Source organism: Gemmata palustris, assembly GCF_017939745.1.
GTDB classification, from domain to species: Bacteria; Planctomycetota; Planctomycetia; order Gemmatales; family Gemmataceae; genus Gemmata; species Gemmata palustris.
The window spans coordinates 3,476,114-3,499,500 of the sequence record NZ_JAGKQQ010000001.1; the positions used below are offsets into that span (position 1 = coordinate 3,476,114).

Sequence of the window (23,387 nt, forward strand, 5' to 3'; positions counted from 1 at the left end):
GCGGCCAGAAGGTACCACCCGCTCGTTGGCACTCGAGATCCGTGTCATGGGTCGAACGAGCCGCGACCGCAACAGTAGTTTCAAGGCGTTGCGTTGGTTGTAAGTGTATTGTGTGGCAGGGTAATACATCGTGTGCGTGGGTATCGTGAGCGGATCCGTTGCGTGAGCCAGTCGAGCATCTCGGCCAACGGGAACTGGGCGACCCAGGCGGTCGGCGCGAGCCCGCGTGCCCGAGCGATCCGGAGCGTCAGGTACACCCACACCTGGCGCAACAGCAGGGCCACGCCCTCGAGCAGCAACCGGTACTCGGGGTTGGTGCTGGTGGTCCACCCGCGGGCCTGGTTCTTCTGCCGATAGCTGGTCTCGATCCCGAACCGCTCTCGGTACCGCCGGCGCCCCAACCGAGCCCGGTTCGCCTCCGACACGGCGGTCGCATCGCCCCACCCGCGGAACGCGTACACCCGGGCGTGCGATTCGCCCTTCCGTTGCCACACGAGCACCCGAGTCGATACCGCCTTGCGGCTCTTCTCGGTGACCCACTCCATGGTGGTGATGGTGCCGTGGGGTTGGGTGTAGCTGGCGTTGCGGCGGTTGGTACCGGTGCCCTTCTTGCGCATCGGGACCGTGTAGCTCAGGTTCCGTTCCTGCAACAGCAACAGGGTCTCCCCGCTGTCGAACCCGGCGTCCAGAACCACCCCGCGGACCGTGAGCCCGCGGGCCGCCACCTGGTCCAGAAGGGTCTGCACCTGCTGGTGCGGCTTGGTTCCTTTCGTCACGCTCATCAGCCCCACGGTGTACCGCCGGTGCTTGTGAATCAGTACCCCGGTGGCGTACGCGTGAAAGAACGAGGTCCCGGCCTTCTTGGGTCCGCCGATGATCCCCGGGGTGCTGCGATCCCCATAAAAGGGGACGTAATGCACATCGATGGCACACGTCCACCGGCGCCTCCGGTCCCGGCGCGTGAACCCCGCCACCTGGTGAAGGGCATCCACCAACCGGGCCGTGAGTTGGTCCCGGGAACCCCGGTTGGCGTGCATCGCCTGTCGCGCGGTCTCGTGGGAGAACCCGAAGTACCGGGTCACTACCGCGAACAACGTGCGGGTGGTGCCCGCGATCAACAGCACCAGGTCGAGCAACTGGGTGCGCGTGACCGACCGCTTGTAGTCGGTCCAACCCAGGGCCCGTTCCAACGTTCGGCGCGTCAGTGCGTGGACCACCGCCGGGGTGATCGTAGAGTAACCACGTCGCATGGGAGGCTCCCGTTCAAGTGCCTGAGAACCTTGAACTTAGGAACTCCCATGCGGCACTGCCAAATCACTTGAAACTACTGGCAAGGGAGCGGGAGGCGCGCCCGTTTGTCGTCACGGTTCAACGCACAGGAAGCCCCGCTCCCTTGCGGTCGCGGCTCGTGTGATCGTTACGTGGATCTCGAAAATGAGAATCGTGCCTATCAAAAACGGCCGACGCGCCGAACACAAAGGCGCCGGCGCGTCGTAACGATTTACTCCGAATCGCGCCGGCCCCATCGCTTTTCATCACGCTTTCGTGACACCGGCTTTCCCGGCTTCGACGACGAACGACGCGCGCACGTCCGCGGGGGCGCTGGGCTTCAGCACGTCCTCCACGATGACGTAGTCGCTGCGCCACTCCTTGGGCGTGACCGCGCAGCGCACGTACCCGCGCTGGCGGTTGTGGAACTTGATGAACGGGTTCTCGGCCAAGAGCGTGTCGAGGCCCTTCGGCTCCTTCACCCCGTTCCCGCCACTGGTAATCGACGTGCCGACGAACTCGGCCGCGACCACCGGGGTGTCGAGTTTGCGGTCGTCCACGCGCAGGTCGTTGACCCAGTTAGAGTGAATATCCCCGGTCAGCACCACCGGGTTCGAGACTTTTCGGTCCGCGATCCACTGCATGAGTTTCATGCGCTCGTGGGCGTACCCGGGCCACTGGTCCATCGAATACTTCTTCGGTTCGCCGGCCGCGAGATCCGCCATGCCCATCATGACTTGCTGCGCGAGCACGTTCCAGGTGCTCGAAGACTTCAGCAGCGCGGACCGGAGCCACCCGGCCTGTTTGGTGCCGAGGATCGTGTTCTTCGGGTTGAGCGCGTCCTCGTTGAGTTCCGAAGACTTGTCCCCGTTGGGCTGGTCCGTGCGGTACTGCCGTGTGTCGAGCACCTGGAACTCCGCGAGCCGCCCGAACGCGATCGAGCGGTACAGTTTCAGGTCCGGGCCGTTCGGCACGCACCCCTTGCGCAGCGGCATCATCTCGTAGTACGCCTGGTACGCATTCGCCCGCTGTTCGAGGAACGTGGCCGGGTCCGCCTTCATTTTCCCCTTCGGCTGTTCTTCCTGGATGTCGTTGGCGTAGTTGTTGTCGAACTCGTGGTCGTCCCAGGTCACGACCCACGGGAACCGGTTGTGCGTCTTCTGGAGGTGCGGGTCGGTCCGGTACTGGGCGTGCCGGTTGCGGTAGTCCTCGAGCGTCTTGATCTTGCCGTCCTTCGGCCCGACGTGCTTGCGCACCACCTTCGCGGTTTCGCGGTTCGGGTACTCGTAGATGTAGTCGCCCAGGTGGAACACGAGGTCCAGGTCGTCCTTCGCCATGTGCTCGTAGGCCGTGAACAACCCCTGCTCGTAGTGCTGGCACGAGGCGAACGCGAACTTCAGTTTCTCGGGCGTACTCGACCGTTCCGGCGTGGTGCGGGTGCGCCCGACGGGGCTGGTCGCGCCGCCACACTGAAACCGGTAGAAGTACCAGCGGTCCGGCTTCAGCCCCTCGACCTCGACGTGAACCGAGTGCCCCAGTTGCGGGGTCGCGACCGCGGTGCCGGTCTTCAGTACGGTCTTCATCCCCTCATCGTCGGCCAGTTCCCACCGCACCTCGACGTTCTCGCCGGTCATCCCGCCAAATTCGTCCAACGGCTTCGGGGCGAGCCGCGTCCAGAGCACCACGCCCGTGTCGGTCGGATCGCCGGATGCGATCCCGAGCGTGAACGGGTCCGCGGTGAACTTCGGCTGCCGGGCGACGCGCCCGAACGCACGCGCACCGACTGTTGGGAGCGCGGCCAGTGCTGCGCCGTAAGCGAGGAACAGGCGGCGCGAAACACCGCCCTCGGAACGCACCGCGGCGCGCAGGTTCGACAGGTCCAGCATGGCAGCATCTCGGGCGAAGGGAACGAGTACCGAAAGGCTATGAGGCCGCGCTGTGGTAACCGCGAAGTTCGGGTGAAACTGGCGTGAACGCCGCGCTCAATTCGCTGAACGCAGCTCGCGGTAAAGGGTGTGAATGAAACCGGCGTTGTCGTTCTGGAGGTAGTGCATGGCACCGCCCATGCGCGAGTAACTCTTACAGAATCGCAGGTAATACGCGGGGTTGGTCTTCGGCGGTTCGCCCTTTGTCCAGTCCCAGTTTCCGCCGTCTTGGAGATCGACCACGAAGATCGCGTGGCCCTTCACCACGTCGCGCCCGCTCTGGAGCCGCAAGTTGTTCACGCAACTGATGCTCTTCTCGAACACCTGTGGCCCCATGATCGCCGAACCCACCGAGAGCACCACGCCCCCATCGAGCCCGTCCACCGAGCCGCCGAACAGCTTGAAATCCCACTCCGCGGCGCGCCCGATCGCCGAGCCGCTAAACACCGGGTGGTTCGAGATGATGTCGTACCCGATACCGGGGTGAACCGTGACCGGAACGCTGTGACGGTACGCTTGAGCCAAAATCGATGCGTGCTTCCACTTGTGGTCGATCTGCACGCGCCCCGGCGCCCAATTCTGCTCGCGCATCGCACGCAGCAAGTCCGCCCGCGCCGCGGTGAGCGGGTGCGCGGGGTCCGCCGCGATGAGTCGCGTCAACTCCTCGGTCGTGGGGAGCGTAACACCGTCCTCGTGGATCAGCTTGCCAAGCGATACGCCGTAGCCGAGCCCATCGAGCGCGCCGGCCATGATCGCGAGGTGGATGGTCGAAGCGGTCTCGTGCCACGTCCCGAAGTGCCCGCCCGCGACGCCCATTTCGACGCTCTCGGTGCTCGCGCCGAACCACGCATACTCCCAGTCGTGAATCGTACCCGCGCCGTTCGTCGCCAGATGCGTGATCCACCCCGCAGCCATCATTCGTTCGAGAATGCTCGCGGCCCCGTTACGGAGCAGGTGCGCCCCGTAAATGAGCATCACACTCGCGCCGCGAGCGCGAGCCGCTTTGATTCGTTCCGCGCATTCGCGAACGAGAACCGCGTTCTCCTCGGAACACGGCTTCGGCTCCGCGTCCGGGTTAATGAGGATGTCATCGGCGCGGGTCAGGCTTTCGCGCTGGGCGAGCGGGAATACCTTCAGTTGGCTCAGGTCCAGGGGTCGAACGGGCACGACAACTCCTTCGGGTCACGAAACGGCGGCGGGTTCGAGTAACCGGTTCCACTTGCGACCGGTGCGGGCCTTCCACGAACCCTTGTGGTACGCATACCCGAAGATCAGCGGGACCGCCAGCGTTGCTTCGCTGTAGACCATCTGCTCGAACGCGAGATCGACCTTCCCCCAACTTGATGCTTCCTTCAGCGTGCTCCCGGAGAGCGCGCCGTCGCGGACGTCCGCTACCGTCACCTGCACCGCGTACTTGTGCATCGGCACTTCCTGGCCCATCACGTCGGCCGCGACCACGATGTCTTGCGCGAAGTTCTTGGGCACCCCGCCGCCCACCATGAACAGGCCCGTCGTTGGGTTCGCGATTTTCAACTGGGTCAGTTCGTAGAAGTCCTTCGCGCTGTCCAGCGAGAGCTTCGGGCCGTCGCCCCGCGCGTGCTGGTGCGCGACCAATCCGAACCCCGCGGAGCAGTCCGAGAACGCCGGGCAGAAGATCGGCACGTCCGCCTTGTACGCCTCGAACACGATGCTGTCCGGGGTCTTGCACCCGTTCTTCTCCAGGTACGCGCCCATCGCCCGGATGTACTCGCGCGACGAGTGCGGGCGCGGCTCCAGTTCGTCCGCGATCACGCGCGTGGTGTCGTCGCAGATGCGCAGTTGATCTTCGTCGATGAGCGTGTCGTAGATCCGGTCGATGTGCAGGTCGCGCAGTTCTGCGTCGAACATCCCCGAACGCAGCTTCTCCTCACCGACCCAGTGCCGGAACCCGAGCGCCTCGAAGAAGTCCTGGTCCACGATGTTCGCGCCGGTGGAGACGATCGCGTCCACCATGTTGCACCGGATCGCATCAACGAACACCTTCTTCAACCCGGCGCTCACGAGCGACCCGGCCAGGCACAGGATCACGCCGCAATCTTTGTCTTCCACCATCCGATGCGTGATGTCGGCAGCGCGGGCCAAATCGCGCGCGGTGAACGCGGTCTTGCTCATCGCTTCGACCAGCGGCACCGGGTTGAACTTCGTGACGTCGATGTGTTCGACGGTGGTGTGCAGGTAGTCCGATTTCGTCGGCACGCGCGGCTCCGGTTCGGGCATAAAAACGAAAAAAGCCACCCTGTTTGTCCGCTACGGGGCTGCCTGCTGGCAACACCCGCCATTGCGAACAAGGGTGGCTGAACGTCCCGAATCTTACCCCCTGCCCCTCTACAGTCAAGGCCGCTGTCACTCAACCGAGGGTAACCCGATTCAACCCGGGCCGGGGTCCGGTGAGCGGGATGGGGGAACGCTCCCTGGAGGCGAGTCCACGACACCGCCGTACACATCACCGATCTTGAGTTTACCTCGGACGAGCAGCATGCGGTCGGTGGCCCGCCGGTAAAAATCGAGGAGCGGCCCGGCGACCGCCTCGCCCTCCAGGACGCCGAGCGCCTGGGCCACGGCCTCGTAGGTCGACATGCGGTGCCCCGGGCGGTTGCGGCGCAAGGCCGAGCCTTCAAAGGCGCGGGTCGGGAGCGCGACCTTCATGGCGCCGTCGAGGACCGGTATCCGCTTCACCATGCGGCCCGCCTGCTTCCAGTTGCCGTCCGGGACGATGAGTGCCAGCGGCGACGGAAGTGTGGCGACGAGTTCCGGCGTCAGCGTCCGCGCCCCGCGGCCGGGGTAGAGCACGACCGGGGTCGCGCCCGCGGGCACGTGGGACAGCAGGTCGGCCGGAGGTTCCCGCCCCCCGTGACCGACGAGCGCGGCGCCGCGAACCGCCAGGGCGAGGAGGCGGGCCGTGTTGCTCGTCCGGCCCAACTCGTGGACGTGGACGACCAGAAGGAGCGAGGTGCGGGTCGTGACCTGCGGGGCCTGCGCGCACAGGCACAGCCATTTGTGAAGGCGGCAGGTGGGACACGGGGTGGGGTCGCGGTCGGCAGACATCGGGCTCCTGATCGCAGTGGGTTGGCCGCGCGTGCGAACCCACGTACCGAGTCCCCATCACTCGAACGGGATGCCGGTCTTCTGGGAAATGTCTCGCAGGTCCGCCACGACCGCGGCCAACAGCGGGATGCCGGTCTTTCGGCGCTCGGCCTCGGCGATGCGTTCCGGATCGCCGGGGATGACGACGCCCGGGGTGCCCGGTGCGGGCTTCGTCGCGCGGAACGTCCGCACCCAGTCGTCCATCTGCCGGCCGAACTCGGCGGGGTCGATGAACCCGTCGATCCGCATCGCCCCGAAAGCGTGGCCGATACCTTTGCCCACGCTCCGCGCCGGGATCTCCTGGCGCAGCGCGAACGGCGGCGCGAACGGCCCCCAGTTCGCGCCACTCAGAACGCAACTGAGGATGTCCACCATCGCGGCGAGCCCGTACCCCTTGTGCCCGCCGGCCTCGCGCGTGCTACCGAGCGGCAGCAGCGCGCCGCCCTCGATCATCTGCTCGGGCCGCGTCGCGGGGTTGCCGTCCTTATCGATGGCCCACCCCTCCGGGATCGGCGCGCCCTTCCGCTTGGCGATCTCGATCTTGCCGTAAGCGGTGGCGCTCGAGGCCAGATCGATCACCACGGGCGGTTCGGTCGCGCACGGGAACGCGATCGCGATCGGGTTCGTGCCGAGCATCCGCTCCGCGCCCCACAGCGGCGCGACGAGCTTGGTCGAGTTGCACATGGCCCACCCGATGAGCCCGCGCTCGAGGGCCTTGAGCGGGTAGTACCCGGCCATGCCGAAGTGGTTCGTGTTGCACACGCTCACGACCGCACTGCCGACTGCCTCGGCCTTTTCGAGCGCGATCGCGTTCGCCTTCGGGCCGACAACCAATCCCAGCCCGTTGTCACCGTCCACGGTGGCCGTGGCGGGCAGTTCGCGGACGATTTTTACGTTCGCGCGGGGGTTGATGCGCCCCAGCGTGAGCATGTCGAAGTACGTGTGCAACCGGGCGACGCCGTGCGAGTCCACCCCGCGCAGGTCGCTGGCCGCGAGCACTTCCGCCGCCCGGTCCGCATCAGCATCGGGAACGCCGAAGTGCCGAAACGTGCGCGAGCTGAACTCTCGTAGGCGCTCAATCGGGAAATACGTTACTGCTTCATCGCTCATCATCGGTACCCGTTTACGCGAAGCGCGGGGCGAGCCGGTCCACGATCGTTTCGCCGATCTGGAGCGACGCCGTGGCCGCCGGAGAGGGCGCGTTGCACACGTTCACCACGCGCTCGGCTTCTTGAATGAGGAAGTCGTCCACCAGCCCGCCGTCCGGGGCGACGGCTTGGGCGCGGATGCCGGCCGGCGCCGGCTCCATGTCCGCGGCCGTGATGTCCGGCACCAATCGCTGGAGCGCGCGGACGAACGCGGCCTTGTTCAGCGACCGCCACATCTCGCCCAGACCCATCTTCCAGTGCTTCAGGCCCATCCGGGCGAAGCCGCGGTACGTGAGCGTTTCAAATAGGTCGCGCGGGTTCAGCCGGAAGAACGAGTACGCCTCGCGCCCGAACGCGAGCACCGCGTTGGGACCGCACTCGACGGACCCGTCGATCATCCGCGTGAAGTGGACGCCGAGGAACGGGAACTGCGGGTCCGGCGTCGGGTAAATCAGGTTGCGGCACAACCGGTGCGCGGACGGCTTGAGCGCGAAGTATTCGCCGCGGAACGGCACGATCTGTGCGCCGGGATTTTGACCCGTGAGCCGCGCCACGCGGTCCGAGTGCAACCCGGCACAGTTCACCAGTTGGAGCGCGGTGAACTCGCCCGCGCTGCTCACGACCGTCACAGCGTCCGACTTGCGATGCACGGTGGTGACCTTCGCGCCGAACACCACCGCACCGCCGGCCTGACGCACCTTCTCGGCGAGGCGCTCGCACACTTGGCGGTAGTTGACGATGCCGGCTTCGGGAACGTGAAGCGCCGCGATCCCGTTCGCGTGCGGTTCCAGTTCCGCGAGCCGGGCCTTGTCGATGAGCAAACAGTTGATGCCGTTAGCGAGGCCGCGCTCGTGGATGCGGTTGAGCGCGGGCATGTCCGCATCGGACACCGCGACGATGACTTTGCCGCAAATCTCGTGGGCGATGCCCTCTTCGACGCAGAAGGCCTCCATCGCCTTCTTGCCCGCGCGGCAGTTGATCGCTTTGAGTGAACCGGGCTTGTAGTAAATGCCCGAGTGGAGGACGCCCGAGTTGTGGCCGGTCTGGTGAACCGCGACCCGGTCCTCTTTTTCCAGCACCACGACCCGCTTGCCGGGGCACCGTTTGGTGAACTGGTAGGCCGTTGCCAGCCCGACGATCCCGCCCCCAACCACGACCAAATCACACGTCTGCATGTCCGCTCCCAAAGCCCGGTCCCGACAATGTATCGCCGGAGGAGGCGGATGGCTCACTTCGTGAACCTGATTGGTCGTGATCGTTCCCGCACTGAGCTCGGCTAACCCGGCGATGGATAGCGAGTGGTTGTCGGTGATCGTGGGGCCGGACGGACGAGTGGTCCGACGCAAGCTATGAGAAGACTAAGTACATAAGACATCGCCGCTCAGTGCGGACCAGAACAGCCACGGCATTCAAAGCAGTAAGGCACGGGCGCTCTGCCCGTGCCTTAAAATATCCGGCCTCGAAGTATCGACTCCTCGCAGCGCCCGACACAGCAGGTCACACGAGCGATTCGAGGAGGTACTTCAACTTGCGCACTTCCGGTTCAACGGGGAACGAGCTCTCGGGCACGTCGCGAATGTCGACCGTCAGCGCCCGGTCGTAGCGGCACCGATCGAGTTGCGAGATCACCTTACCGTACTCGAGTTCGCCCTGCCCGATGCGCACCTGGAACTGGTCGGGCATGCTGCCGGTGTCTCGCACCCGGACGTGGCGCACGTACTTATAAAGGCTGTCGTATCCAGCCTTTGCGTGCGGGCCGACGTGGTAGTGGCTCGGGTCGAGCGTGAGCGCCAAGCCGGGCACGCGGCGGCACAGTTCCGCCGCGCCGAGCGGGTCCGCGGTGACCGTTGCGGAGTGCGTTTCGACGGACAGGATCACGCCCTCGGTCTCACCGATGCGGACCCACTCCTGTAACCGCGCGACTTCGGCGTCCAGGTCGCTGCCCAGGGGCGCGGCCGGGATCGTAATCAGCGGCACGGTCGAAACGCGCGCCAGCCGGCACACGGCGCGGAACTGCGTGCGGGCCTCGACCGGGTCGGGCGTCCCGATCACGAGGTGGATCGCCGCGAGCGGGAGGTTCGCGGCCTTGAGGCGCTGAGCCACCCGCCCGATATCGGCCGCCACTTCCGCGGGCGTGAGCTGCGGACTGCCATCATGGATCGCGAGATCGGCCTTCGTGAACCGCATCTCGCGAACGGTGCGAAGGGCGTCCTCCAGCGACACCTTGCTGAAGCTAAGCGTCGAGCAGGCAACGTACACGGTGAATCCTCCCCACGCGCAGCACCCCAACGGGTCCGAGCGCGTCCCCCCCGAATTGTTCTCCCGGCGCACCCCGACCCCCGTCGGAATCCGCGCGGTGGAGCTCCCCACACTCCGAGAGGGGGCAATAACAACCGCGTGCGCGCTATGCAAGCAAAAAAGTCCTCAAACTCGGCTTGCGGTCGCACGGGCACGGGGGTACGGGCTACCCAGCTTGCGCACTCGCGCGAAAGGGTACCGATGGGGCCGCTCCCGATTGTTCCGTGGAACGACGCGCTCGACCGAATGGAGGCGTCCCTCCTCTCCGCGACGCGCGCGCTCGACCGGCGCGAGGAGCGCTGGGAGCGCGCCGTTGCGCCGTCGGCCGGGGAGGGCGAACTGCCCCCGGCGCTGAACCGGATCGACGGGCGGTTGGAGGACTGGCACGCGCGCCTGCGCGCCGCGGACGAGTTGACCGCGTCCGTCGAGCGCGAGTTGGCGGAGCGCGCGTCGGCCGTGGCGCGATGGCGCGTGCTGTTCGCGGAATGGGAGCGGCTGCTAAAACGAGATTAGCCTCGTTTCGGTTCTTTGTCGTGGGCCGCGACCGCCAAAGAGCGGGCGCAAGGTATGACGAACCGCGACCGCAACAGTAGTTTCAAGGCGTTGCGTTGGTTGTAAGTGTATTGTGTGGCAGGGTAATACATCGTGTGCGTGGGTATCGTGAGCGGATCCGTTGCGTGAGCCAGTCGAGCATCTCGGCCAACGGGAACTGGGCGACCCAGGCGGTCGGCGCGAGCCCGCGTGCCCGAGCGATCCGGAGCGTCAGGTACACCCACACCTGGCGCAACAGCAGGGCCACGCCCTCGAGCAGCAACCGGTACTCGGGGTTGGTGCTGGTGGTCCACCCGCGGGCCTGGTTCTTCTGCCGATAGCTGGTCTCGATCCCGAACCGCTCTCGGTACCGCCGGCGCCCCAACCGAGCCCGGTTCGCCTCCGACACGGCGGTCGCATCGCCCCACCCGCGGAACGCGTACACCCGGGCGTGCGATTCGCCCTTCCGTTGCCACACGAGCACCCGAGTCGATACCGCCTTGCGGCTCTTCTCGGTGACCCACTCCATGGTGGTGATGGTGCCGTGGGGTTGGGTGTAGCTGGCGTTGCGGCGGTTGGTACCGGTGCCCTTCTTGCGCATCGGGACCGTGTAGCTCAGGTTCCGTTCCTGCAACAGCAACAGGGTCTCCCCGCTGTCGAACCCGGCGTCCAGAACCACCCCGCGGACCGTGAGCCCGCGGGCCGCCACCTGGTCCAGAAGGGTCTGCACCTGCTGGTGCGGCTTGGTTCCTTTCGTCACGCTCATCAGCCCCACGGTGTACCGCCGGTGCTTGTGAATCAGTACCCCGGTGGCGTACGCGTGAAAGAACGAGGTCCCGGCCTTCTTGGGTCCGCCGATGATCCCCGGGGTGCTGCGATCCCCATAAAAGGGGACGTAATGCACATCGATGGCACACGTCCACCGGCGCCTCCGGTCCCGGCGCGTGAACCCCGCCACCTGGTGAAGGGCATCCACCAACCGGGCCGTGAGTTGGTCCCGGGAACCCCGGTTGGCGTGCATCGCCTGTCGCGCGGTCTCGTGGGAGAACCCGAAGTACCGGGTCACTACCGCGAACAACGTGCGGGTGGTGCCCGCGATCAACAGCACCAGGTCGAGCAACTGGGTGCGCGTGACCGACCGCTTGTAGTCGGTCCAACCCAGGGCCCGTTCCAACGTTCGGCGCGTCAGTGCGTGGACCACCGCCGGGGTGATCGTAGAGTAACCACGTCGCATGGGAGGCTCCCGTTCAAGTGCCTGAGAACCTTGAACTTAGGAACTCCCATGCGGCACTGCCAAATCACTTGAAACTACTGGCAAGGGAGCGGCTCGTTCGAGCTACTACGATGAGCACGAAATCGCTCCAGCGGTCGCGTCCCGAACTCCCTTTAGCTCGAAGAGTGCGCCATGCCTCAGTGCGCGGTAATTATCCCGGCGGCGGGTCGGTCGTCGCGGTTCGGCGGGATGGAGAAAAAGCCGTTCGTGTCGCTCGACGGGCGCCCGGTGTGGCTGCGCACGGTGGACGCCTTCCGGTCGCGGCCCGATGTGAGCAAGGTCTACCTGGTGATCGCGCCCGAGGACCGCGACGACTTCCGCGCGCGGTTCCAATCCCGGCTCTTGTTCGTCGAAAATGTGGAGATCGTTGAGGGCGGTACCGAGCGCTTCGAGTCGGTCGCGAACGCACTGGCCCGCGTACCGGAAAGCGTCTCGCTGGTCGCGGTCCACGACGCGGTCCGACCACTTATCACACCCGCACTGATTGATTCGGTGTTTGGCGCGGCCACGGAGCAGGGCGCCGCGATGCTCGCGGTTCCGGTCGCGGACACGCTGAAACAGGTCGACCCCGAAAGCAACCGCATCACGGGAACCGTGCCCCGAGCGGGCGTTTGGCAGGCCCAGACGCCCCAAGTGTTCCGGCGCGACTGGCTCGTCGAGGCTTACGCGCGCCGCGCGTCATTGAGCGTCCCGATTACGGACGACGCCCAACTGATCGAAGCGCTCGGGCACTCGGTCGTGGTCGTGCCCAGCGCGCCGGTGAACTTCAAAATCACAACAAAAGACGACATGGAACTCGCCGACGCGGTGCTAAAAGCTCGCACCGCTGCGAAATCGGCCGGCGAACCCGAGGGGCCGCGGTGGGGCGCCTTCGACGACGACGCCAAGTGGTGATTCGCCCGTTCCGCCGGCACCGGTGACCGGCGGAGGAAACGCGCTGTGCGTCAGGCCGCGGCCCTCAGTCGTTGACGGGCCTCGCGCATCTCTTCGGGTTCGACGCCCAGCGCTTTCAGGACGGGCCGCACCACGTCGCGGATGTAGATGCGGTCGTCGAAAATGCCCAGCTCTTGCAGCAACTTCCCGTGCGGGCCGAAATCCGGGATCAGCGTTTGCGCGGGCATCTTGAACGTGTGAATCACCTTGTTGAGTGCTTCGAGCACGTGATCCCGGTCCCGGTCCATGAACAGCTTGGCGCCGTTCTTGAAGAACTCGAAGTGCCCGGTCTCGTCGCGTGCGAGCAGCGTCAGGGCCTTGTGGAGCGCGCCGTCGCCGGACGCCTGCGCGACCCGGCGCAGCCCGCGGTAGTTCACCGAGGTGGCGAACTCCTGGAGCGTCGTGTAAAGGATCATCTCCAGGGGCGTTTCGTAGGGCAGGTCCCACTCGCGGCTGAGAACGTCGTCCTGGAATGCGTGGACCTGCTCCACCGAGCGCGCCCCGGATTTCGTGATCCACATTTCGAGCACGAGCGAGTGCTTCGATTCCTCGTACCCCCAATTCGCCTGGAACCACGCGCGCCCGCGGCTCGACCGGACGAGGTGCATGATCTTGGAGGTGTAGTCCGGCAGGAACATCTCCACGGCCATGAACGTCTGAATGACCGACGCGATTTCCGGGTTCGGGGTGGTGGTGATTTGCTCCCACGGCACGTCGTTCAAAACGTTCCAGCGCCGGTGCGCTTCCGCTTTGTGGAAATATTCCAGGTACAAATCGTGAAACTTGCTCTCCAACTGTGCGAGCACGGCAGCACTCCGGTGGCAAACGTCAAGCGGCGATTGCGCGCGTGAGTTGATGAAGGAACGACCGATCCGTCGCGAGTCCTGCGGGCAAAGCGGGTGCGGAAGGTTCCGCGAGACGGTGCGTTGCGTGGAGGGTCTCGGGCACGGCCCGACCGGTCGACGGCGACCGGACACGGTCAACGCTCAAATTACTCGGTCAGCGGGTTCAATAGCCTCTCAGTCCACAGACGGTACAGTTCGAGCGTTTTTCGATCAACACCAATTGGGCGCGGGCCACCGGCGATCATTTGGCCGGCAAAGATAGGCGTTTTACCACCGGTGACGCCTTGAAATCAGCATTGCACGAATGATGCCACATTAAAAAATACGAGCCGTGAAGCGCGAAATGCCCGGTCGCACCCTTTGGGGCACCGGGTAGAAGCTCGCGGCGCGGGCCGACCACGTGTGGCCGCTACTTCTTCGGTTGCGTCATCATGTCTTTGGGGATGCGGAACAGGATTGGGTCCGCGAACCCAACGGGCGCGCCGTCCAGGTCCAGGTCCAGGTACTCGGCGGTTAGCGCCGCCCGGTCGAATTCGAGTAACCCGAACCGCTTCAGATCGGTGGTGACCGGCCCGGAGCCGTAGGCCGAGTTCGGTTCGGGCGCCTTCGACTTGCGCATGACCTGTTCGAGGTTTTCGGGGATCGGAACCAGGGGGTACCTCTTGCCCGTCTGGTCCTTCAGTGTCACCTGCCCCGGTTGGGTCCAGTTCGCGAACTGGAGCGGCTTGTTTTTGTTCCGGTTCTTGACCCAAACCATGACCATGAACCGCTCTCCGTCCGTGCTGCCGAACGGTTCGGCCGAGACCACGACGTCGTCCCGCACGGCGCGCCAAAACTTGGCCAGGAGCCGGTTCGGGTACCCGCGCCCCTCCCCGTTCTCCTCGCCCGGGCGCATGGCCCCCGGCGCGTTGTCCGCTCCGCTGTCTTGCGGCGGCGGGGCCACCACCCGCGGTCCCGGTGGGGCCGCGGGCACCTCGGCGTCCCGGTTCTTCTTCCCGCACCCGATTACTAAAAGGCCGACCAGCAACAAAGCCGAACGCAACATTCTCGGAACCTCGGTTATGGCGCGGAGAGGTCGGCGGTGATTATCCGCGACCTTCGGCCGGACTGCAACGCGCCGCGGTTCCGGCGAGGAGCAGCCCAACTTACGTTTGGGCACGGGCGTGTAGTGCCGCAGCGGTGTTTGGTCCGCGCTGCGCCCGACCGGGCGCCGATACCCCGGTAACATTTGACCATTGAAACGGCAACGAGCCGCAGGAATACCTGCGGCTCGTTGCCGTTCTTCACTCTACCTATCCCCGATCACCCGCAGCCGGTGGTTTCACCGCAGGTGTCGCACTTCATGCAGGCGCCGCTGCGCACGAGCGTCATCTGCTGGCAGTTCGAGCACGGGTCGCCCTCGTAACCCTTGAGGCGTGCGGCCCGAATCCGATCGGACTGCGACCCGGCCACCGGCGTGTAACTGTTCCGCGGCGGGAGCACGGCGGCTCCGTTGGTCGCCTTCGCATGGCCGTTCCCGTTCCCATTTCCGTTCGCGTGCCCGTTGCCGTTCGTATCGCGCGGCGGGGGCGATTGCACGGCGTCGCTGCCGGGCTTTTGGCCCCCGTTGCCGTTCGGCTTCAAATGGGCGGAGCGCGGGTGCGCGATTTCGGACTTCGCGGGCGCCTTCGGGTCCACCGTCCGCGTGCTCACCACTTCCTCGCCCTCGAAGTCGTCCTCCTCGTCGTGCAGCGAGTCCCCGCGGAGGTCTTCCGGCAGCACGTGGGCCAGGTCCTTGCGGTCCAGGTACGTGATCGCCAGTTCCCGGAAGATGTAGTCGATGATCGACGTGGACATCTTGATGTACGGGTTCCCCTGCACCACCCCGTTCGGCTCGAAGCGCGTGAACAGGAACGCATCAATGTACTCTTCGAGCGGCACCCCGTGCTGGAGCCCGAGCGACACCGCGATGGCGAAGCAGTTCGTCATGCTGCGGAACGCGGCGCCCTCCTTGTGCATGTCGATGAAGATCTCGCCGAGCGTGCCGTCCTCGTACTCGCCCGTGCGGATGTACATCTTGTGGCTGCCGATGCGGGCCTTCTGCGTGTACCCCGCCCGGCGGTCCGGGAGCCGGCGCCGCTTCGCGATGTACCGGTGAACGATCCGCTCCGTGATCCGCTCCGCGATCTGCACCGGGACCGCCTTCGGCTCGGCCTTCTCCGCTTCCGGGGTGACCGACGCGAGCAGCGCGGCCTCGGGCGAATCGGCCACCGAGTTGAGCGGCTGGCTGAGCTTCGAGCCGTCGCGGTAGAGCGCGTTGGCCTTGGTCATCAGTTGCCACGAGAGCAGGTACGCCTTCTTCACGTCCTCGACGGTCGCGTCGTAGGGCATGTTGATGGTCTTCGAGATGGCCCCGCTGATGTACGGCTGCGCCGCGGCCATCATGCGGATGTGCGCCTCCCACGACAGGAACCGCTTGCCGATCTTGCCGCACTTGTTGGCACAATCGAACACCGGGTAGTGCTCGGCCTTCAGGTGCGGGGCGCCCTCGATGGTCATCGTGCCGCAGACGTAGGAGTTCGCCTCCGTGACCTGCTGCTTGCTGAAACCCAGGTGCGCGAGCAGGTCGAACGTCGGGTTCGCGAGCGCCTCGGCCGGAACCTTCAGCGTGTTCTTGACGAACTCCTCGCCCAGCGTCCACAAGTTGAACACGAACGGCAGCTCGAACGTTCCGGGGAGTTGCACTTCGATCTTCTTGAGCGCTTCGTCCGTGAACCCCTTCGCCTTGAGCACCGCGGAGTTTATGTGCGGGCACCCGTTGAGCGTGCCGGCGCCGCGGCTGTACCGCACGATGTCCTCGACCTGCCACGGGGCGTACCCCATCTTCGCGAGCGCGGGCGGCACCGACTGGTTGATGATCTTGAAGTACCCCCCGCCGGCGAGCTTCTTGAACTTCACCAGTGCGAAGTCCGGCTCGATGCCGGTGGTGTCGCAATCCATTACCAAGCCAATGGTTCCGGTCGGCGCGATGACCGTGACCTGCGCGTTCCGGTACCCGTGGCGCTCGCCGAGTTCGAGCATCCGGTCGGACTCGCGCCGCGCGGTGGCGAGCAGGTCCGCCGGGCAGTACCGGGCGTCGATGCCGACCGGGAACACGGCCAGCCCCTCGTACTCCGCGGGCGCGGCATTGTACGCGGCGCGGCGGTGGTTGCGGATCACGCGCAGCATGTGGTCGCGGTTCGCCGCGTACCGCACGAACGGCCCGACCTCCGCGGCCATTTCCGCGCTGGCGGCGTAAGCGCCCGCGTGCATGATCGCGGTGAGCGCCCCGCACTGGGCGCGGCCCTCGGGGGAGTCGTAGGGGATGCCCTGCACCATCAGCAGCGCGCCCAGATTCGCGTAGCCGAGGCCGAGCGTGCGGAAGTCGTAGGACTTCTGCGCGACGGACGGGCTCGGGAACTGCGCCATGTACACGCTGACTTCCAGAATCATCGTCCAGATGCGGACCGCGTGCCGGTACGCTTCGATGTCGAACTTGTTGGTCTTCACGTCGAAGAACGTCGTGAGATTCAGCGACGCGAGGTTGCACGCCGTGTCATCGAGGAAGAGGTACTCGGAGCACGGGTTACTCGCGCGAATCTCACCGTCGAGCGGGCACGTGTGCCACTCATTGATGGTGGTGTGGAACTGCACGCCGGGGTCGGCGCAGCTCCACGCGGCGTAGGAGATTTGCTCCCACAAGTCGCGGGCCGGGATCGTCCGCTTGGCCTTCGGCGCGCGGTTCTCCTTCTTGGCCTTTTCCAGTTCCGTGCGCCAGTACAGGTGCCACGGGCCGTTCGTCTCAACGGCCTTCATGAAGTCGTTGGGGATGCGCACCGAGTTGTTGCTGTTCTGCCCCGAAACGGTGTAGTACGCCTTCGACGTCCAGTCGGTGTCGTACTCATCAATCTCGATGCTCTTCCACCCCTGACGCGCGAGTTGCAGCACGCGGGCGATGTAGTTTTCCGGCACGATCGCGGCGCGCGCCTCGAGTACGGCTTTGCGCAGCCCCGCGTTCTTCGCCGGGTCGTACCGCTCTTCGGCGACCGCGTGGCCGTGAATGGCCTTCATCACCGCGTTCAGGTGCTTGTTCAGCAACTTCGAGCCGGTCACGAGGTCCGCGACCTTCAGCTCCTCGGTCACCTTCCAGTTGACGAACTCTTCGATGTCCGGGTGGTCGAGGTCGAGCACGACCATCTTCGCGGCTCGGCGCGTCGTCCCACCGCTCTTGATCGCCCCGGCCGCCCGATCGCCGATTTTTAGGAAGCTCATCAGCCCGGACGACTTGCCACCACCCGAAAGGGGCTCGCCCTCACCGCGCAGCGACGAGAAGTTCGATCCCGTGCCGCTGCCGTACTTGAAGATGCGGGCTTCACGCACCCACAAGTCCATGATGCCGCCGTCGTTCACCAAATCATCTGACACATGCTGGATAAAACACGCATGGGGCGCTGGTCGCTCGTAAGCGCTTGTAGAGCGTTCAAGTTGCGCCGTGAGCGGGTTGACGAAGTGGTGGCCCTGGGGCGGGCCTTCGATGCCATAGGCCCAGTGCAGGCCGGTGTTGAACCACTGCGGACTGTTCGGGGCCGCCATCTGCATGGCGAGCATGAAGCACGTTTCGTCGTAGAACGCACGCGCATCACGCTCGGAGGTGAAGTACCCGCCCTTCCACCCCCAGTACGTCCAGCAGCCCGCGAGCCGGTGAAACACCTGGCGCGAGTCCGATTCGCCGCCCGTCGGGGTGCTCGGAGCGTCGGGCGCGCTGCGCTGAATCCACGCGGGGACGTTTTCTTCGGCAACGTGCGCGAGGCGCTCGGGCACCCCGGCCCGGCGGAAATATTTTTGCGCGAGGATGTCGACCGCGACCTGCGACCACTTCGCGGGGACCATCACGTCGGTCATCTCGAACACGACCGAGCCGTTGGGATTGCGGATCGTGGAGGTACGCGGCGCGAACTCGATGCCGGCGAACGGGTCCTGACCCTCTCGGGTAAATTTGCGGGTGATCTGCATAGCGGGGTCCGGCAAGATTATTGAGCGAGGAAGATCGGCCCGTCCGTGAACCGGTCTTCATGATCGCGTCGCCTGGACTTGATCGGCAGACGAAGTCACCGAGTCACGACCAAGATTGGGGGGGCTACCGAGGCGCCTCGTGCGCCTCCAGAATAATCGGCACAGACCCCCAAATTCATTCTACGCCGATTGTGAACACTATTCCACTATTCACTACGCTGTCAAGATTGGTGCGTTCCAAATAAACCGCGAAACGCGCGCAAAAGAACGCGACGAGCACCCCGACGGGTACTCGCCGCGTTCGTGGAAATTTCGCGATCTCAGGTGCCCGTGCCCGGCACAAAGGGCAGCGTTAACCCGGCTTGGTCCTGGTACTTGCCCTTCTTGTCCGCGTAGCTCGTGTGGCAGACGGCTTCGCCCTTGTAGAAGAGGATCTGCGCGATGCCCTCGTTCGCGTAGATCTTGGCCGGGAGCGGAGTTGTGTTGCTGATCTCGATCGTGATCCGGCCCCGCCACTCGGGTTCCAACGGCGTCACGTTCACGATGATCCCGCACCGCGCGTAAGTGCTTTTGCCCAAGCACACGCACAGAATGTCGCGCGGGATTTCGAGGTACTCCACCGTCTCCGCGAGGGCGAAGCTGTTCGGCGGGATGATGCAGAAGTCCGCTTCGACATCGACGAACGATTTCGGGTCGAAGTTCTTGGGATCGACCGTGCTCCCCCACACGTTGGTGAACACCTTGAAGTGCCGGTCCACGCGCACGTCGTAACCGTAACTCGTTACGCCGTAAGAGATGATACCGGGTCGGTGTTGCTGTGGAGCGAAGGGCACGATCTTCACGTCGCGCTCGATCATCCAGTCGGGTAGCACGCCCATCCCTTCCTCCACAACGGGTCCAATCGATTATCGGCTACTTTCGCGGTCGGGATATAAGCAAACGCGCAAGAACCTCCCGGCCGGTCCGATCTGTTCAAAACTGCGGTAGCGGTGTGGTCGACCGAACCGATACAACAAGCACACACTCACGACCGTCGACAGCGAGGACCGCGATGACGTCCACCCTGTTCGTGATCGCCCTTGCCACTGCCGCGCCCGCACTCGTCCCCGAACTGTCCACGGAAATCTGGCAGGTCGCGCCGGGCACGAGCGCGAAGGTGTGGACCGCGACCGACAAACCGAGCGAGAAGAAGCGGGCACTGGTGCTGATTCCCGGGTTGCACGTTCACCCGCTGCGCCCGGCCAAAGCGACCAAGCCGGAACTCCGCGACTGGCAGCAACCCAAAAGCGAACTCGTGAAGACGCTGGCGAAAGACTTCGACGTCTTCGCCTTCGGGTACTCGCAAACGGTGAGTGCCGATGAAGTGGCTCAAGGCCCCGGGCTGCGCGACGCGGTCGCGAACCTCCGCAAGTCCGGCTACACCGAAATCGTCCTCGTCGGCCACTCCGCCGGCGGCGTCATCAGTCGTCATTTCGTGGAGCAGAACCCGGACGCGGGGGTGTCGCGTGTGATCGCGATCGCAGCGCCGTTCGCAGGTGCGGAAGCGGCCACGCTCAACATCGGCTACCCGAAGGTCCAGGCGCCCTTTGTGAAGTCACTCGCCCCCGAAGCTCGGAAAGAAGCGATGCGGGGCAGCAAGTTCGCTCTGAGCCCGGACGCCGAGTTCGCGTGCGTGGTGTGCCGACTGAAGCGCGGGGACACGGACGGTCTCGTACTCGTTCGCAGCCAGTGGCCCGAAGACCTTCAGCAGCTCGGCGTGCCGGCCGTAATCGCGCAGGTCAGTCACTTCGACGCGATGGAAAACGCCGCGACCGCGAAGACGATCCTCGAACTGGCGAAAGGGAAGCTCACCCGCTGGTCAACGGAGGACGTGGACACAGCACGAAAGATCCTGTTCGGTGAACCGCCCGCCCCCGCCCGCTCGAACTTCTTAAAGCGCCAGGCAAAATAACGAGTGACGTGGCCCCGCCCGCTTTATGGCTTGCGCCCGGGCGGGGCGTGCGATATAAACCATTACGGTTGAAGCAGATCGGCTAACCTCCGGGCGTTCCGGAGAGCAACCTCCAGAGTCGAGTTTACGGGACTACTCCCGTAAATCCTCGTGGGAGCGCTCTCGTGGCTCGTCCGAAGAACCAAGCACCCGTCTACAAGCTCCACAAGACTACCGGGCTGGCCCGCTGCTGGGTCAACGGAAAGTGGATCACACTCGGAAAATACGGCTCCCCGGAGAGTCGTAACGAGTTCGCGCGCGTCTGTGCGGAACACGCGGCCGGCCTAATACCCAAACCATCCGGCCCGCAGGTTACGGAACCGCGCCTCACCGTTGACCAGCTCTGCCTCCGGTACCTCGAACACGCGAAAGTCCATTACCGTACCCCCGACGGCAAACAAACCGATGAGGTGCGGGAAATAAAACGATCGATGGTCTTCCTGCACAAAACTTACGGCCACACTGCGGCCCGCGAGTTCGGCCCCCTCGCGCTCGCCGCGATCCGTCAGGAGATGATTTCCGCGAACTGGTGCCGAACCCTCATTAACCGCCGGGTCGATCGGCTCAAGCGCGCCTTCAAGTGGGCGACGAGTCAGGAACTGATCCCGGTCTCTGTGTACGAAGCGCTCCGCACGCTCACCGGGCTGCAGGAGGGGCGCACCACCGCGCGCGAATCGGAACCCGTGAAACCAGTCCCGCTCGAAGTCATCCAAGCCTCACTCCCCCACATGTGCGCGCAGGTCCGCGCGATGGTCGAACTGCAACTCTACACGGGGATGCGGCCGGGCGAGGCCTGCGCCTTCAGCATGGACCAGGTCGTCACCGACGGCGAGTTGTGGCTCTACAAGCCGCGCCAGCACAAGACCAAGCACCGCGGGAAGTCGCGCGTCATCCCGATCGGTCCCAAAGCGCGCCAAGTGCTCGAAGCCTTCATGAAAGACCGCGACTGGTCCGCGACCGCCCCATTGTTCAGCCCGGCGCAGGCAGAGAAGGAGCGGTTCGCGACGGCACGCGCCAAGGCAAAATGCGACTGGCCCATGCGCGAGAAGGCCAAGAAGCGGAAGCGCGGCGCCACCCGCGATCGGTATTCCGTCGTCGTCTACGACTCGAACGTGCGTCGGGCCGCGAAGCGTGCCGGCGTCGCGAGCTGGGCTCCTAATCAACTAAGGCACACGAAAGCGACAGACGTCCGCAGGCAGTTCGGGATCGAGGCGGCGGGCGCGATCCTCGGCCACAGCAAACTCAGCGTCACCGAGATCTACGCCGAACGCGACACCTCCCTCGCGCTGAAAGTCGCCCGTGAGGTGGGATGAGCGCGATTGACGTTTAAGCCGGACGTGACGAGCAACTTCACTGCCAGAGCCTCGTCACGTCCGATAACTATCGAAAGTGAGCTTGACACGATATTGGAAGTCGCAAATTGTTTCGCGCCAACGACTTAAAAAAGTGGATAAAATTTCCCCGAGTTCCCCCGGAGAGTTGTTTAATTGGCGATGTCGTGGGTGTTGTAGAAAGTTCAGGAAAAACGAATTTTGGCTTCAGAACGCGAATCACTCGGCTGACGTGCCGATATGTAATTTGTTCTCGATGTGAAAAAATGACCGGTTAAAAGTGCAATGTTGCTATTTACACCGAACAATAAGCTCGGGTAAATGCGCTGGACGAAGAAGGACGAGGGCGGGGGCCACCGTGAGAAAGTACCCCCGCACCCCGTGTAACTGTCCCACCGTGAGGCGGGGCCGGAACGCTGCTCTATTTACGCGAGATGCGTAAGCAGGTCAAGCCGTTTCGCGCCCCTCATTAAGAAGGGTCGCGCATGTCCACGGATACAGAACTGGACGCTACTGGCGTCGTCGAACGGCTTCTTGGCGAGCCGCCCCTGTTAACAATGACTCAGGCTGCGGAGATCACCGGCGCGAAATCGCCTGCGACTCCGACTCGTCACGCCCTCCGCGGCGCCAAGGACCAGAACGGGCAGACCGTGCGGCTTGAGCACATCCGTTCAGGTGCTCGCCTTTTGACGACCAAGCAGGCAATAACCAGGTTCTTAGCCAAGCTCAGCGCTCCCGCCTCCGACTCTCCTGCACCCGCCAGTCCCGCGAAGGCTTCGCGTGAAGCAGCCCGCGCGCACTCCGAACTGGGCGCGCTACTGGCTGCCGGCTAACGACCAATCTCAAACCCAACATACTCTGACGCGCTTCGTTGCGGGTCCTCGTAGAAGGTGCGTACCGGCCGGGCGGCTACGTACCTAACTTCACTCCCCGGACGTTAAGGACGATCAGCTGATGCCGACGAAACCGAAGACCGTGATCAAGGCGAAGAAGCCGACCAAGACCAAAGCTCGCCCCAAGACCGGGACGATCGGATGGAAGCCCGCGTCTGACCCCGGCGACTACATCGTGCATATCACCTGTCCACTCTGCGGGCGGGCGGGTGAGTGTTTCATTTTTGACAATGTCTCGTCGCCCATCATCAAGTATGGATGCGACAATTGCGAGCGGCTCTTCACGGCCGCCACTCCTCCGAGTTCGATTCACGGACGCGAACCCGGTCAGGACAAATGGGACCGCGTCGTAAAGCCAGTCGTCGAGGGCATCTTCGGCGCTGTGGTTGAGTCGCTCGATAAGTCCGCCGAATATTACGAGCGCACTTACGGCAAGAACGATTACAGCTACGGCTTCGCCAGCGGTATTCGTATGGCCGCTAGTCTGATTCGTAACGCAAAAGTGTAGCTGTTCCCGGACATCCCGGTGACGTCACCGGGATGTTCACCCTTTTTCCCTAGTTGGAGTTCCGCCGATGTTTTTCGCCTTCCAATCCGACGGTATCGAACACTTCTTGCGGTTCGACCAGATCGCGGCGGCGTCGATTTCTTCCGTCAGTGGAGATGGGTCTCAGATGGTGACTTTCACGCTCACAAGCGGCAAGCAGTTGGTGGATGTCCAGGTCAGCGCAGACAAAGTGAAAGAACTCCTCTCGCGACTCCAGCCCAAGGGCGGCGGCTTCGCGATCTCCTCGTAG

19 protein-coding genes are annotated in these 23,387 nt (G+C 64.6%); 6 read left to right on the forward strand and 13 right to left on the reverse strand.

All coding sequences use genetic code 11. The features are described 5' to 3' along the window. Window positions 1–80: 80 nt before the first annotated feature. From J8F10_RS38895 to J8F10_RS14265, 8 genes are all read right to left on the reverse strand, one after another. On the reverse strand, window positions 81–1,250 hold the full coding sequence (locus J8F10_RS38895; RefSeq protein ID WP_246522717.1) for a transposase: 1,170 nt from the start codon (window positions 1,248–1,250) through the stop codon (window positions 81–83). 285 nt (window positions 1,251–1,535) lie between these two features. Beyond that, window positions 1,536–3,155: an alkaline phosphatase D family protein gene (locus J8F10_RS14235; RefSeq protein ID WP_210654551.1), complete on the reverse strand. Its 1,620-nt coding sequence runs from the start codon at window positions 3,153–3,155 to the stop codon at window positions 1,536–1,538. A 96-nt stretch (window positions 3,156–3,251) separates the two neighbouring features. Beyond that, the gene (locus J8F10_RS14240) at window positions 3,252–4,361 is read right to left on the reverse strand and encodes a hypothetical protein (RefSeq protein WP_210654553.1); all 1,110 of its coding nucleotides are present in this window, start codon (window positions 4,359–4,361) and stop codon (window positions 3,252–3,254) included. Window positions 4,362–4,376: 15 nt separating this feature from the next. Continuing rightward, window positions 4,377–5,429: a 1,9-bis(guanidino)-5-aza-nonane synthase gene (locus tag J8F10_RS14245; protein ID WP_210654555.1), complete on the reverse strand. Its 1,053-nt coding sequence runs from the start codon at window positions 5,427–5,429 to the stop codon at window positions 4,377–4,379. A gap of 171 nt (window positions 5,430–5,600) precedes the next feature. Continuing rightward, window positions 5,601–6,278, reverse strand: coding sequence for a tRNA-uridine aminocarboxypropyltransferase (locus tag J8F10_RS14250; protein WP_210654557.1), 678 nt, complete (start codon window positions 6,276–6,278; stop codon window positions 5,601–5,603). A 57-nt stretch (window positions 6,279–6,335) separates the two neighbouring features. Then, complete coding sequence (locus tag J8F10_RS14255; RefSeq protein WP_246523346.1) at window positions 6,336–7,430, reverse strand: Ldh family oxidoreductase; 1,095 nt, start codon at window positions 7,428–7,430, stop codon at window positions 6,336–6,338. A gap of 10 nt (window positions 7,431–7,440) precedes the next feature. Next, complete coding sequence (lhgO, locus tag J8F10_RS14260; RefSeq protein WP_210654559.1) at window positions 7,441–8,640, reverse strand: L-2-hydroxyglutarate oxidase; 1,200 nt, start codon at window positions 8,638–8,640, stop codon at window positions 7,441–7,443. Window positions 8,641–8,962: 322 nt separating this feature from the next. Then, entirely contained in the window at window positions 8,963–9,724 is a 762-nt protein-coding gene (locus J8F10_RS14265) for a sugar phosphate isomerase/epimerase family protein (RefSeq protein WP_210654560.1), read from the reverse strand. Between the two features lie 240 nt (window positions 9,725–9,964). Between J8F10_RS14265 and J8F10_RS14270 the strand changes: the two genes are divergently transcribed. Next, window positions 9,965–10,276, forward strand: a complete 312-nt coding sequence (locus J8F10_RS14270; protein ID WP_210654562.1) for a hypothetical protein — start codon at window positions 9,965–9,967, stop codon at window positions 10,274–10,276. Between the two features lie 82 nt (window positions 10,277–10,358). Here the strand turns inward: J8F10_RS14270 and J8F10_RS38900 are convergent, their stop codons facing one another. Then, the gene (locus tag J8F10_RS38900; protein WP_246522717.1) at window positions 10,359–11,528 is read right to left on the reverse strand and encodes a transposase; all 1,170 of its coding nucleotides are present in this window, start codon (window positions 11,526–11,528) and stop codon (window positions 10,359–10,361) included. A 171-nt stretch (window positions 11,529–11,699) separates the two neighbouring features. On the opposite strand from J8F10_RS38900, the gene ispD reads away from it, so the two are divergent. Further along, window positions 11,700–12,461, forward strand: coding sequence for a 2-C-methyl-D-erythritol 4-phosphate cytidylyltransferase (ispD, locus tag J8F10_RS14285; protein WP_210654564.1), 762 nt, complete (start codon window positions 11,700–11,702; stop codon window positions 12,459–12,461). A 50-nt stretch (window positions 12,462–12,511) separates the two neighbouring features. Here ispD and J8F10_RS14290 read toward each other — a convergent pair whose 3' ends face one another. From J8F10_RS14290 to dcd, 4 genes are all read right to left on the reverse strand, one after another. Continuing rightward, window positions 12,512–13,306, reverse strand: a complete 795-nt coding sequence (locus J8F10_RS14290; RefSeq protein ID WP_210654566.1) for an acyl-ACP desaturase — start codon at window positions 13,304–13,306, stop codon at window positions 12,512–12,514. A 448-nt stretch (window positions 13,307–13,754) separates the two neighbouring features. After that, window positions 13,755–14,390, reverse strand: a complete 636-nt coding sequence (locus J8F10_RS14295) for a hypothetical protein (RefSeq protein WP_210654568.1) — start codon at window positions 14,388–14,390, stop codon at window positions 13,755–13,757. A 257-nt stretch (window positions 14,391–14,647) separates the two neighbouring features. Beyond that, window positions 14,648–18,376: a vitamin B12-dependent ribonucleotide reductase gene (locus tag J8F10_RS14300; protein ID WP_210654570.1), complete on the reverse strand. Its 3,729-nt coding sequence runs from the start codon at window positions 18,374–18,376 to the stop codon at window positions 14,648–14,650. Between the two features lie 320 nt (window positions 18,377–18,696). Next, on the reverse strand, window positions 18,697–19,254 hold the full coding sequence (gene dcd / locus J8F10_RS14305; RefSeq protein ID WP_210654572.1) for a dCTP deaminase: 558 nt from the start codon (window positions 19,252–19,254) through the stop codon (window positions 18,697–18,699). Window positions 19,255–19,427: 173 nt separating this feature from the next. On the opposite strand from dcd, the gene J8F10_RS14310 reads away from it, so the two are divergent. The 4 genes from J8F10_RS14310 to J8F10_RS14325 all read left to right on the forward strand — a co-directional run bounded on the left by J8F10_RS14310 (window position 19,428) and on the right by J8F10_RS14325 (window position 23,387). After that, window positions 19,428–20,327, forward strand: a complete 900-nt coding sequence (locus tag J8F10_RS14310; protein ID WP_210654574.1) for an esterase/lipase family protein — start codon at window positions 19,428–19,430, stop codon at window positions 20,325–20,327. A gap of 164 nt (window positions 20,328–20,491) precedes the next feature. Beyond that, window positions 20,492–21,679 (forward strand): tyrosine-type recombinase/integrase, encoded by a 1,188-nt coding sequence (locus J8F10_RS40325; protein WP_210654576.1) that lies wholly within the window; start codon window positions 20,492–20,494, stop codon window positions 21,677–21,679. 972 nt (window positions 21,680–22,651) lie between these two features. Beyond that, the gene (locus tag J8F10_RS14320) at window positions 22,652–23,098 is read left to right on the forward strand and encodes a hypothetical protein (protein WP_210654579.1); all 447 of its coding nucleotides are present in this window, start codon (window positions 22,652–22,654) and stop codon (window positions 23,096–23,098) included. A 67-nt stretch (window positions 23,099–23,165) separates the two neighbouring features. Continuing rightward, window positions 23,166–23,387 carry a hypothetical protein gene (locus J8F10_RS14325; protein ID WP_210654581.1) on the forward strand — a complete coding sequence of 74 codons (222 nt, stop codon included), beginning with the start codon at window positions 23,166–23,168 and terminating at the stop codon, window positions 23,385–23,387.